The organism is Paenibacillus terrae, assembly GCF_005217525.1.
Taxonomy (GTDB): Bacteria; Bacillota; Bacilli; order Paenibacillales; family Paenibacillaceae; genus Paenibacillus; species Paenibacillus terrae_C.
Map to the genome: position 1 here is coordinate 602,077 of NZ_PNXQ01000005.1, position 13,188 is coordinate 615,264.

A 13,188-nucleotide genomic window follows, 5' to 3' on the forward strand; every position below is an offset into this window, starting at 1 on the left:
GCGGCGACGGAACCTTTTGGCTAAGAAACGCTGAACGAATTCCAAGGGGCTGGCGCATCACGCTTACCGATATGTCAAGCGGAATGGTGGAAGAAGCACGCTGTCGCTTAGGAAGCAACAATTCGCAGTTTAAGCTTTTGTCTGTTGACGCGCAGCAGATCCCATTTCATGATGAGCATTTCGATATGGTTATCGCTAACAACATGCTGTACCACGTGCAGGATATCCCTAGAGCGATACGCGAGATGCATCGTGTCCTCAAGCGAGGAGGTATAGTATGTACCTCTACGATGAGCACTCAACACCTACAAGAGGTCGAGCACTTGGCAGTTTCGTTCGACCCCGACCTTCATGTGTTAGATCAAGCTATTAAACGGTTCCACCTGGGTAACGGAGGGGACTTGCTGTCTTCTTGCTTCTCCGATCTTCGGTTGCTTCGTTACGACGACCGTCTGTTGGTCGACGAGGCGGAACCCCTGATCGAATATATGATTTCGACTCCGATGAACGCAAGAGAGCGACTTGTCGGAGCGGCCATTGACAAGTTTCGAGACCACGTCAAAAGGCTTCTGGAGCAGAACGGAGCCCTCGAAATGACGAAAGAGAACGGGATCTTTTTAGGGAGGAAATGAGATGAAGGCACAACAGCACCACCCAAGAGTACGGATCGTAAAAGAGGAGCTTCTATCGGATAGCTGGTACATCTTAAAAAAGGTCACATTTGAATATGAAAAAGAAAATGGACAATGGGAGACACAATCCCGTGAAGTGTACGACCGCGGCAACGGCGCGACGATCCTGCTCTATCATCGGCACAAACAAACCGTTATACTGACCAGACAGTTCCGAATGCCTACTTATCGGAACGGCAATGAGACTGGGATGCTTATCGAAACCTGTGCGGGACTGCTCGATAAAGAAACACCAGAAGAAAGTATTCTGCGGGAGACGGAGGAGGAGACGGGGTACCGTATCGACCGTGTGCAGAAAGTTGGCGAGGCCTATATGTCACCGGGATCGGTTACCGAAATCCTGCACTTCTTTGTAGCCGAGTATAGTGAAGATATGACAACAGGTCGGGGTGGAGGCCTGGAGGAGGAACAGGAAAACATTGAAGTGGTGGAACTTCCGTTTGCTCAGGCGCTCGACATGGTCCAAAGCGGCGAGATTCGTGACGCCAAGACGATAATGCTGCTCCAGTACGCTCAGATCCAAGGTCTCTTGAAAGTGAAATCGAAACCGCTGCATATCCTCATCGCTGGCCCATATCGTTCTGGAACGAATGATGATCCTGAATTAATTGAAAAAAATGTAAAATTCATGAATGAAATCGCTCTTCAAGTTTACGAAGCTGGGCACATGCCAGTACTGGGGGAGTGGTATGCTTTACCCCTTATCGCGACAGCCGGTTCCACTAATCTGGGAGACGAGATGTTCAACCGAATTTTTCATCCGTCTTCCATTCGCCTGCTTGATTACTGCAACGCCGTGCTTCGAGTCGGAGGATCATCTCAGGGTGCCGATGAAATGGTAAGGGTTGCGAAAGAGAAAGGATTGTTGATTTACGAACGGCTGGACGAACTTCCGTTGGTGTGATTTATATTGCTTTGACTCTAACCCCTTTATTGACTAAAGATAGAAGAGTATTAAATCCTTCTTTTGATATACCCAAATGGTCTATCGAAACAGCAGGAAGAGTGGCCGCTGTTGATGCAATTTCTGATAAAGAAGTAGAATCAATATATAATTCTGTGTGCCAGCCTACTAAATCATAGACTCTTCTTGCAAAGTAATCTAAACGAGATATATCTTCTGAGCCGCCTCGCTTGACGTTAAAACGTATAGCTCTCACACCACAGCCATGAAGTCGTATCATTTCTTCATCCAGATGTATCATGACGTAATTGAGTTACGCCAACAAAATGTGCACCTAGTTTTTGCAATGAACCAGATACTACTGCACCGCCAAGACTATCTAAATCATGCACATGATTCAGATAGTCTTGGCAGGTAAAAGCATTAGGCAAAAATCCTTGATTTTTCACGAGAGGAAAGCGCAGGTCAATGATATGCAAATGAGCATCAAATACTGTACGCATAAACTCTCCTTTCTACTATCCATAAGCTGTAGTAGCGAGCACATTTCTTTCTATTCCATTAGATGAAGCTTAGTTTCGTTATATATACATATTATAAACCTACCCGCCATCCTTACAAAGTTCGGGATCCCCAACGGCTAAACTTTTACGCTTGACACGCTTTATGTACAAGAGTAAATTTAATGCATTATTTACGAATGTAAACAAGTATATGGAAAAAGATTCCGAATTTTTTCAAAATAATAATGAAATGAAACGGAGAATCACGATGATCGCAAAGTTCAGAAAAGGTTCGTATAAACTATCTGCCGTCGCTATAATTCTGGTTTTGGCCTTAAGTGGCATAATACTTACTAATGCATTAAAGAGCGGTAAGAATACCGAATCAACTGTAGATCCAAACGTAGGTTCCAAGAAAGAAAATTCTTCTTCATTAAAGGTAGAACGTCTTAATGATTGGGCAAAATGGTTTCCTAATCTGGCAAGGGCAAAAGACTTTTCCGGTTTTCAGTTTAAAGTACCCGATTATCTACCTCCTGGTTATCAACTTCAAAATGTCGAAGTTCTTGAGAAATATATCAATCGTATCGATAATCAAGTTACCATTACTTTTGTATCAAACTTCGGAAAACAGGATGAAAAAAAATTCGAGTTGCTTGCCTCCAAGGGAAATTTACTCCAAACATACAGTCGATCAGGGGCGGGGGATGTCCGGAGTATTGCTCCGGCATCTTGGGGGAATGCACAAGTCCGTTCCTACAAACAAGATGAGGTTTCGTATGCTGGCATCAAAGGCACATTAGTAACCCAAATTCAAAATTATGAACATCATCAACCGGAAAGGGAAAAAAGCTTCGTTTGGCAGGATGAGGGAATCTGGTATGCAACGAATTACTATAGCGAAAATCATTCCAGAGAAGGGCGCCCTGAGTTTTGGACGAAAATCTCGCAAGGCGAGCTGGAGAAATTTTTGCTTTCCTTTACATTCCCCCAACAAATCCAAAATGTCAGCTACGATGGAAAAGGAAATTCGTTTCCTCTATATGATCAGAAGGATTTGCTGGAAGCAAAAAAAATTCTGGGTTTTAAGGTGAAGTTGCCAATTGAACTGTGGAATAACCAACTTAAGCTTACTGACTCGGTACTGCTTCAGGCAGGAGATCAAAACACGGGTTACAATTTTAGACCAGACGCGGATTCAATTAAAAACATATACCATGCAGAATACAATTCTAAAATATATAAACTAAATGATGAGCTCACCTTCTATCAGAGCAAAGTTCCCATTGTTAATGCTGCAAAACTATCCGCAATTCGCACATTAGACATTAATGGTATTAACATTTCCGTTGGTGAGGACAACAATAACGTCTACAATGAATATGGACGCGGTACAACAAACAAGAAGGACACCAGAAGTCAAACCTACTACTTATGGAAGCAGAACGATATTTACTATACCGCCATCTTTTTGGGCTTGGACAAAAATCAGGAAGAAATGGTAAAGACATTGGTACTTGCGCCCCTCCAATAAATTAAGATTTTCCAAGAAGATCGGCGGATTTAATACTTATTCTGAATGTACGGATTCTCTTGTTGCGACAGGCCAGGTCTTTTGGGGAACCACCCACCAAATATGATCCGTACATGCAGGCAGGAAATACAGATAAAATTAGCGTAACGGTATCCTAGTCGATCCGGGTTGTTGCTGCGGCAATGTCCCCGAAAGCCCAATGTCCGACCGGGACATCTGACCATCTGGACGAGTCAGCGAAGGATATCGGCTCTCTCTTCCATACCCGATTGAACATAGTAACCGCCTCTGCCCGGCTCAGAGTCTGGTCGGGCTGGAAGCTGCCGTCCGGCATGCCACGCATATAGCCAGCTTGCTGCACCCGTGCAATATCACCTTCCGCCCAGTGTCTGGACGTATCCGGGAAGGTAGCCGAAGCTGCTCCGTTCAGATTCTTCCAGCGTGCCAGCACTGTCGCCAGCTCCGCTCTAGTGATCGGACGCTCCGGTGCGAAAGTGCTGCCGCTGTAGCCCTGCATCCATCCTGCCGTTGTCACGGAATCAATCGCTTCAGCAGCCCAGTTCTGCCCTGCAACATCCGTATAGCTGGCGCGCTTCTGCGGTGCTGACGATTCCACCAACGGCTGCTTCGACCGATCAACAGCCAGACGGAACAGAATCTCTGCCAGCTCAGCCCGTGTCATCATACGCGCCGGTTGGAATGTCCCATTCGAGTAGCCTTGCATATACGGCTGCGAACGCTCACTCTCCTGCTCTCCGCCTGTGCTCGCGATCTGCTTGTCCAGATGCAGCACTGTAAAGGTGCTGAACTTATTTACACTAAAGCTAAGCCCTGCCGGCTGGTTACCGTCCCACAGCAGCGTCGGCTGCACGAGCTCCCTGGTGCCGTCGCTATGCTCCACATACACAGCCAGATTGCTCAGGAAAGCCTGGCGTTCTTCGGCAGAGTTCGGCAGCGACTGCTGCGGTAGTGGCAGCACCAATTCTACCGACTGCCCCTGCAGATTCGTCTCGATTATCACCGGTCGGCCGATAACGCGAATTTCACCCTGTCCGGCGGCTGCTTGCACGAGGCTATTCTGTTTTGCCCGTTCTGCTACCACCTGGATTGCCGCTTCACTCTTTAGCGGACTGAGCGTAAACTGACGGTTCCCGTCCATCGAACCGAGCGTTGATGGAGTCAGGATCAGACGCGCATGGTTAGTGCATACTTCCAGACCGATCCCCCCATCTGCCAGTATCTTCGCCGTATCCTTTGGCAGGACGAATTCAAGCTCGGTGACTTCATCCTTTGGATCAGGCATCACCAGCCGGACGCTAGAGCGTCCTTCGGCCTTCACGCTGCTCAATGCCTCCCGTGCCTGAGCAGCTCCATAGGTGACCCGGTCTTTTTTCGCCCCGTCGGACAGCGTTATCCGCTGAATGACGACATTGGAGAGCAAAGTACTGCTGTTCTTGCCACCGTCCACACTGACTGTCACATTCTCGCTCTGTGCGGCAGATATGCTACCGCCACCAGTAGACGAATTTCTGGAGGAATCTTTGCCCGGTGCTGGAGTTGGCGCTGGTACTGGCTCAGGTGTTGGTGTTGGCGTTGTACCCTCACCCGGGTTCGTCGCCTCTGCATCCCGGACGAACGTCAGATAGAAATCATCCAGCGATCCCCACGCCCCTCCGTCTGCCTGGATGGAAGCACCCACCGTCAGCTTGCCATCGGTTACCCGTATATCGCGAATGACCGGCTGACTCCACTGAACCCAGCCATTTACACCGGTAGCTACCTTATCTTCCTTGCCGCTGGTGGCGGCAAACAATTTCATCTGCGCGTTCTTCGCATCGCCGCCCTGGATCGACATCGAGAGGTCATAGTAGCCTGGCTTCAAACCGTAGACCGCCTGTTCTACCCGGAAATAGACCGCATCCGCCGAATAGAAATGCAGCGAATGCTGACCCGACTTCGCATCGGAGGCTTTGTTCTGGTAGTCGGTGTGGGGCGCGTTTCCGTCACCGTAAGTAATCTCCCACATGCTTCGGTCGCTCTGTTCAAAGCCGCCGTTCACCAGCAGATTCGGTCTGCGAATCTCCAGCGCCGCCTGCGCCGGATAACCGCCTTTGGCTGTCCCTTTAATCACGTAACTGCCCGCTCCCTGTCTCACCGCTTGCTCTATGGCCGCCTGATCCCACTCCACAGCAAGTGTTCCGGTGCTGCCGTCGTTATACATCACGGTGACCGAATCCGGCAGCGAAATGTTCTCACCCGCGTTGGCCGTTAACGTGACCGCTTGGACTGCATCGACCTTGAGCGCAGCAACCGCTCCAGTGTTGACATAGTTAAACACATTCAGCGAAGGAAGTGGATGGCCCCTAAAATCAAACAGCGCCTGATTGTCTACCGCGCTACCGCCATACCACTTACCCGCATCGTCGGGGTCATATTCCGCAGCATAGCTGGCCGCCCAACCGGAACCATATTGTTCCCACAACTGCTTGTTCTGCTCAACATCTGCTTTTGGTCCTACCGGCAACCAGGCTGGTTCCCAATAAAATACACCAATGCCTGCATCGCCTACATTGGACACCGCTTCAATGACATTACGGACCGACGTGGCCTGCCCCTGAGCACTGATCGGATAGTCCAGCGTCTGTCCCGAGCTTCTCGGGGCGGTATTCTCGTGTCCATCCCCGTCTTCAGATGTATACGCATAGGACGTTTCCGCCACCATTACTTTTTTACCATACGTATCTGCTACCTGCTTCAATACTGCTGTGAGATTACTCAGTGAACCGTGCCAGAACGGATAATACGAGCTGGCAAAGACATCATAGTCCACGTGGTTGTCCGACAGCGCCTTCGCATAGGAAGCATAGCGGCCCGGCGTCTCCGGGTTGGTAAAATGCAGTGCGACGAGAATATTCGGATCGACGGCACGCACCGCCTGGCTTCCCTTATTAAATAAAGCACTAATCTTCGTCCAATCTTTCTCTCCGATAAACGACTGGTTCGTCTCATTGCCGACCTGCACCATCCCCACATCTATGCCCTGATCGAGCAGTTGCTGTAGACTGTCCCTGGTGTAGTCGTATACAGCCTGCTCCTTGTCAGCAAAACCAAGGTTTTGCCAGACCTTAGGCACATGCTGCTTGCCCGGATCGGCCCAGAAATCGGAATAGTGGAAATCCACCAGCAGCTTCAGCCCGTTGTTGGTCGCCCGCTTGCCGATTTCGATCGCTTTGGCCAGATCGTTATTCCCGCCACCATAGCCGTTAGCTTTCACATCATATGGATGATTCCAGACACGCACCCGGATATAGTTTACACCGGATTTCTTCAGCGTCTGGAATATATCCTGCTCTGTGCCCTGCTCGTTATAGAAGCGTACTCCACTCTGCTCCAGGGAGAGAATGCTGGATATATCGACACCTTTGATAAAATCAGACTTCAATCCTTCGACCTTCTTCACGAAAATATCCGCTGCCACCGGCTGGGTCGTATCCGTACTGACCTGCTTTAAGGTAAAGCGGTCCAGATAGCCCCACGCAGACGCAGCGCCGCTGATCCTCGCTCCAATGACCAGATCAGAGGTCTGCTCGGTCAGCACGAATTTCAAGGTCACGCTTCCCCATTGGTTATAGCCTGACGTTGCCACCTCACCGCTCTGATCCGCACCTGCGAATACCTGTACATGTCCCGCTGCGGCATCGGCGCCGCCCATCGATTGCACCGACAGCTCATAGCTGCCTGGCTGCAGCGTCGGAAGCTTCTGGCTGACCGTGACCTGCTGATTCACCGGCGCAGCGTCGTTGACCCAATACTTGAATGCATACGTATCTTCGGACGGAGTAATAAAAGGATCACTGGCATAGGCATAATGCTGAATATCCACCTGATTCCAATCCGATGCCTCCACCTTCCACGATTGATCACTCCAGAAGTCCGTCTCGAACCCCCCGTTTACGACTCCATAGGCACTGGCCGATTCTGCCGCCACCGCTGGTGCCAGCCGCATCGGCAAAGAACCGAACACGAGCGCCACCACCAGCAACCACCATGCCTGTCTCTTTCTTTTCATCTCTCTGTCCCCTTTCTTCAAACCCGAATACCCATAATCGGCTCCATCTTCATAAAGCGCTTACATAATTACTGTGATCACTATATCAGACACCCATGATCGGAAACATGGGACGATTGCAACATTTTGTATTCTTAAGCAAGTATTTTAGCGGTGGGAAATATTCCCACCGCTAAAATAATATTTTTAATTTTGAGCATTTTGTATAGATCCCAAGAGCAATTGCAAATTAGCAATATAGAGATCAAAACGGTCTGGTTTGTTTATATATTGCACTTCGGAGCGATTGGAATCGAATTTTGCAAAATCCTGATTTTAGATACGCTAGGGTAAAATCCAAAATTAACGATGGAGTGGTTCTTTTTCCCCCAGACCAAGCGTCTGCGTTGTGGAATCATGAATTTCTTGGAAAAGCTCCGGGTTTTCTGCTAGTGACACACCATAAGAAGGAATCATTTCTTTTATCTTCGGTTCCCATTCTTTCAAATGTTGTGGGAAGCATTTTTCCAATACTTCCAGCATAACGTGAACAGCAGTTGAAGCACCCGGAGAAGCACCAAGCAATGCAGCTACCGAGCCATCAGCGGCACTAACCACTTCCGTACCAAATTGAAGGGTTCCTTTACCAGCCTCCGTATCTTTGATCACCTGCACACGTTGGCCCGCTATCACGATCTCCCAGTCCTCGATGTTGGCGTTCGGAATAAACTCACGTAATTCTTCCAGACGCTTTTCATTCGATAACATCACTTGCTGGATCAGGTATTTGGTCAATGCCATCTCTTTTGCGCCTGCCGCTAACATCGTGAAGAGGTTATTGGGTTTGACAGAACAGATCAAATCCAAATTTGAACCCGTTTTCAAAAACTTTGGTGAGAAGCCGGCAAACGGTCCAAACAATAGTGCTTTTTTGTTGCCGATGTATCTTGTATCCAGATGTGGAACAGACATGGGAGGAGCACCAAGCTTAGCTTTACCGTATACTTTTGCATGATGCTGCTCGACAACTTTAGGATTGTTACATACCATAAACAGTCCACTTACCGGAAATCCTCCGATATGTTTGGACTCAGGAATACCGGTTCTTTGTAGTAAAGGTAGACTTCCGCCACCACCACCGATAAAGATAAATTTGGCAGTATGGTATTCGATTTTACCGCTTTCAAGATTATGCACTTTGACTTCCCACGAGCCGTCGCTCGTACGTTTAATATTCTTAATACTATGCTTGTATTTGATCTCGACGTTTTTACTTTGTAAATGGTCAAACAACATGCGTGTTAAAGCACCAAAGTTGACATCTGTTCCGGAGTCGATTTTGGTTGCCGCGATCGGTTCATTCGATGCACGGCCTTCCATGATCAGCGGAATCCATTCCTTCAGCTTTTCAGGGTCATCAGAAAATTCCATTCCTTGGAACAGAGGGACGTTTGATAGCGCTTTAAATCGCTTATTCAAAAAAGATACGTCTTGTTCCCCTAGTACCAAGCTCATATGAGGTATTGGCTTGATAAAGTCCTGCGGATTACGAATCAAATTGCTGTTTACAAGAAAAGACCAAAACTGTCTTGAGAGCTGAAATTGCTCGTTAATATTTACAGCTTTACTAATATCTACAGATCCGTCGGTTTTTTCGGATGTATAGTTCAGCTCACACAGTGCGGCATGGCCCGTACCGGCATTATTCCATTCGTTAGAGCTTTCTTCTCCTGCGCTTGCGAGTTTCTCAAACACTGTGATTTCCCATTCCGGTGCTAACTCTTTAAGCAATGATCCCAGAGTCGCACTCATGACTCCGGCACCAATTAAGATAACGTCTGTTTTTTTCTGTATGCTACTCATAAAAACCTTCCTTATCTCTTATATTTGCAAAAAAGAGTAGGCCCTCCTGCTTAGGTGATACAAGAAGCAAGGCTCCACTCAGGAACATACCTTTTCTGTCTCTATTATAACTAAAATATAGTCTATTAAAAATTATATCGACTATTATCTGATAATTATAAACCATTTTCTAATGGAAAAAAAAGTGATAAGTTGTCCACAGGGCCTCGGAGATTCTATTGTACAAGCATAAAAGATTCGAGGACTTAATAAAATCCCTTTTATTTTAATTATAACACGGTTTACCACGCTGCCTGTAACGGCAGGTTACATCGTCGTTCTCGAAGCAAAACTTTTAGCTCTAATTTTAACCCAACACTACGGATACAAAACAATTTTTATTAGCTGTATTCATTCTCAGTGCCCTTGCACTGTATCAGCTCTTCTAATAGTCGTCGTTAGCTAGACTAAGCCTATTTTTAAAAAAATAGGTTTATGATGGGGTATTTTCGCCCGAGGTAAGGGATAATATCTTGCACTCTTTCATTTATCGTTTCATAAAATACTAGCATGGCCATCAGATACTTCATCATATTGGGTGAATACTATGGAATCAGGTATTAAAGCTACGTAGCGAAGGTGATCAAGAGAGGAGAGCAGGAAGATGCCCGAGGAAGTTTTCGTTAATAGCATTTGGGTCGGACTTCCAATTGGAACGGTGGTAGGTCCAGGAATGATCATCGGAACCAATGCATTCGGTACGATTACAGAGGGCGTAGCTGCGGTAGCCCCCCAAGGAACCGTACAGGTAGCGGCTGGAACTTACAATGAAACAGTTGATATCGATAAGCCGTTTCAACTGCACGGTGCTCAATATGGAATTGATGCCCGTACCCGCTCTGGCAATCCTGCTGAAGAATCTGTAGTTCAAGGCAATATAGATTCGGGGATTTTTTTTCTTATTTCCAGCATTGACAGCAGTAGTGTCGTAATCGATGGGTTCACTATACAAAACAATACGTTAGGTCCAGGAATCAGCGCAAATGGAGCCCAGTCCGGGTTCTGGTTCCTTAATAATATCATTCAGAACAATACCATCGGTCTCTATTTGAATTCGAACGGTTCCATTGAAGGCCTTGTTCAACAAAACTTGATTAACAACAACAATCAAACGGGACCCGGGGGCGGAAACGGGATTTATTCGGACCAAGGATTTTCCAACACCCTAATCGACAACAATACATTTACAAATAATCAAGGAACGATGACCTTAATAGGCGGGAATACTACGCCCTTCGAGAATGTTGTTATTTCCAACAATGAGACTATTTCTGATGGCGGAATTTTTCTGCTTACTTGCCAAAATATCAGTATTCTAAATAATAATTTCAGTAACAACTCGGCTGACGCGATTTTTTTATCGGGAGGAAATGACAGAATTACGATCTTGAACAACATTTTGCACTTCAATACCGGTAACGCTATTAACGTCCAACTGGATTTTACCCTTGTCCTCAATTCAAATATCCGTGCCAAACATAACAGTATAATGGGGAATACAGTTGCAGGCTTAACCGTGGCAACAGGAAGCTACAATGATACAGCTCCGAATTTGAAATTGGATGCCACGAATAACTGGTGGGGCGATCCGAGCGGTCCTAACGTCAACGGCGGGGGTCCGGGAACGGGTCAGGCTATCATCGATCCAGATATGGTAACTTTATTTTTTCCATTTCTTACTAACGATCCATTAGTTCCGGTTCCACCCCTTACTCCTGTGCAAAGACTCTGCAGCAATACTACGAATGTATATGTAGCCTCAGACCGTGATATGGCTGTTGCCGCTGCTAATTTGGGAATAGGCACGCTTGCTGTAGAGGTCCCTCAATTCCCGACTTGGCCAAGTTTAAAGAAATTTGTTAATGACAATAACCCCGTATTCGGAGACGTTCCCGATGCAATTACAATTTGGAGTTCAACGACAGCTCCGGGCCAAGTCCTTGGTTTTGCGGCGGCCACAAATTCATTTACGCTTTCTGCAGAGGGACAAATTTTGATTAACTTAACTGCATTTGCCGATAATGCGATGGAGGCACAAATTGATTTGGTTGATGCTACAACGAATACCCTTATATCGACACCACCGTTGGGTTTCCTGCTATTGGACGGAAGCATGGACCCCACGCCTGTTATTCTTGTGCCCCCTTTTAATTGGCAGACGATTCGCTGTTATTCCATCACCACCGGACTGATCCCGGCTGGCCTATATAAAGTGATCGTTTCCTTTACAGTAGTAAACTATGATCAGTACATGTCCTTTCCGAATCCCGCGGGACTATCCTTTGTTGCAGATATTTATAAGGTCAGTATTTAGCTTTCACCTTAAAAACCGATTGAGTTTCACCTTGAGTCATAACCCTACTTATGGGTCAGCAAATACTTGAGTTCACATTTTGCATGTCTGCTTGGTATGTCTAAGAACCTGTAAGCGTGATATACTAATGAGAATTTATCTTTCTTACTCAACGACCAATACCATAATATGTTCCATCTACGATTTGCCCTATGAAATTATTCCTCATGATAGTGATAATTTTGGCGAATTTCTTATTACAAAAAATAGAATCCAAAGAAAGCATAAGGACCCGAGAATCTGTAGCGGAAATCCTTATGCTTATTCTTTATTTATCAATTTCATACCATTGGAGGTAAACATGAATTTAAAAAGGATAAAATATTTTATAGATCTCGTTGAATGTAGAAATTTTACAGAAACAGCAAAGAAAAATTTTGTATCGCAGACTACGATTAGCCAACAAATTGCAACGCTTGAGAATGAGTTTAACATTCAGTTGATTGACAGAAAACAAATTCCGATTGAGCCCACAAAAGCGGGATGGCTGTTTTATGCAGAGGCCGTCGTGCTCTGGAAGCAATATAATCATATGAAAACAAGCATGGAAAATTTTCAGAAAAATAATACCCAACTATTGAGCATCGAATATGCTGCAATCACAGATATCCAAAGCTTGTTAAAATTCATTCCATCATTTAAAGAACATCATCCAAAGATTAAACTTGAATTAAACAAAGTATTGCTAAAGGATATCGCCGAGTATCTGCAAAAAGGAATATATGACGTGGCCGTTGCCTTTGACTCAGAGTTTACAGGGAAAAAGGAAATCCTAACCCATACATTATATAGCGGACGATACTACGCGGCTGTAAGTAAACAACATCCCCTCTTCTGTTGTGAATCCATCTCAAAAGATGAATTATATAAGTATCCGCTTGTCATGCTGAATCCAATGGTTATTGGAGACTCCTATTATTTAATGATTCAACATGCCATGGAAGATGGTTACCAGCCCAACATCCTTCGAACCGCAGATGATGTCGAAACCGAGCTGTTTTATATCATTACAGAGAATTTAATTGGCTTTTTTCCAGATAACTATGATCTTGCTGACCTGAAAGAAGAGGTCCGATTCATTCCCATACATGATTCACACCATACTTTTAAAATCGAAATAGGCTACTTAAAAAATAATTCAAATCCGGCATTATACTCATTCCTGCATCAAATACAAAATTCGTTTTAGCAATAGTCCATAAGTTTTTTGTGTTATACATTGTTCTTTTTTTCACATAATATATAAATGTAG

Annotated in this window: 7 protein-coding genes and 1 pseudogene; 5 read left to right on the plus strand and 3 right to left on the minus strand. The window is 45.8% G+C overall.

The window, feature by feature from the left end; genetic code table 11:
• The coding region (locus C1I60_RS25300; protein WP_289306503.1) for a class I SAM-dependent methyltransferase at window positions 1–632 on the plus strand (632 nt) is incomplete at its 5' end.
• Between the two features lies 1 nt (window position 633).
• Entirely contained in the window at window positions 634–1,596 is a 963-nt protein-coding gene (gene nudK, locus C1I60_RS05945; protein ID WP_137060901.1) for a GDP-mannose pyrophosphatase NudK, read from the plus strand.
• Between the two features lie 7 nt (window positions 1,597–1,603).
• Here the strand turns inward: nudK and C1I60_RS05950 are convergent.
• A pseudogene (locus C1I60_RS05950) lies at window positions 1,604–2,099 on the minus strand (amidohydrolase family protein); the annotation flags it as partial.
• A 211-nt stretch (window positions 2,100–2,310) separates the two neighbouring features.
• Between C1I60_RS05950 and C1I60_RS05955 the strand changes: the two are divergent.
• Window positions 2,311–3,633: a peptidase M56 gene (locus C1I60_RS05955; RefSeq protein ID WP_252361593.1), complete on the plus strand. Its 1,323-nt coding sequence runs from the start codon at window positions 2,311–2,313 to the stop codon at window positions 3,631–3,633.
• A gap of 154 nt (window positions 3,634–3,787) precedes the next feature.
• On the opposite strand, the gene C1I60_RS05960 is transcribed toward C1I60_RS05955, so the two are convergent.
• Entirely contained in the window at window positions 3,788–7,702 is a 3,915-nt protein-coding gene (locus C1I60_RS05960) for a glycosyl hydrolase 53 family protein (protein ID WP_137060902.1), read from the minus strand.
• A gap of 342 nt (window positions 7,703–8,044) precedes the next feature.
• Entirely contained in the window at window positions 8,045–9,544 is a 1,500-nt protein-coding gene (locus C1I60_RS05965; protein WP_137060903.1) for a malate:quinone oxidoreductase, read from the minus strand.
• 643 nt (window positions 9,545–10,187) lie between these two features.
• Here C1I60_RS05965 and C1I60_RS05970 point away from each other — a divergent pair.
• Together C1I60_RS05970 and C1I60_RS05975 are read left to right on the plus strand one after the other, a co-directional pair.
• Window positions 10,188–11,897, plus strand: a complete 1,710-nt coding sequence (locus tag C1I60_RS05970) for a right-handed parallel beta-helix repeat-containing protein (RefSeq protein ID WP_137060904.1) — start codon at window positions 10,188–10,190, stop codon at window positions 11,895–11,897.
• A 340-nt stretch (window positions 11,898–12,237) separates the two neighbouring features.
• Complete coding sequence (locus tag C1I60_RS05975; protein ID WP_137060905.1) at window positions 12,238–13,125, plus strand: LysR family transcriptional regulator; 888 nt, start codon at window positions 12,238–12,240, stop codon at window positions 13,123–13,125.
• Window positions 13,126–13,188: the final 63 nt, after the last annotated feature.

Coding starts and splice junctions, on each gene's coding strand:
- nudK (WP_137060901.1), top strand. CDS start 634: ATGAAGGCACAACAGCACCACCCAAGAGTACGGATCGTAAAAGAGGAG.
- C1I60_RS05955 (WP_252361593.1), top strand. CDS start 2,311: ATGGAAAAAGATTCCGAATTTTTTCAAAATAATAATGAAATGAAACGG.
- C1I60_RS05960 (WP_137060902.1), bottom strand. CDS start 7,702: ATGAAAAGAAAGAGACAGGCATGGTGGTTGCTGGTGGTGGCGCTCGTG.
- C1I60_RS05965 (WP_137060903.1), bottom strand. CDS start 9,544: ATGAGTAGCATACAGAAAAAAACAGACGTTATCTTAATTGGTGCCGGA.
- C1I60_RS05970 (WP_137060904.1), top strand. CDS start 10,188: ATGCCCGAGGAAGTTTTCGTTAATAGCATTTGGGTCGGACTTCCAATT.
- C1I60_RS05975 (WP_137060905.1), top strand. CDS start 12,238: ATGAATTTAAAAAGGATAAAATATTTTATAGATCTCGTTGAATGTAGA.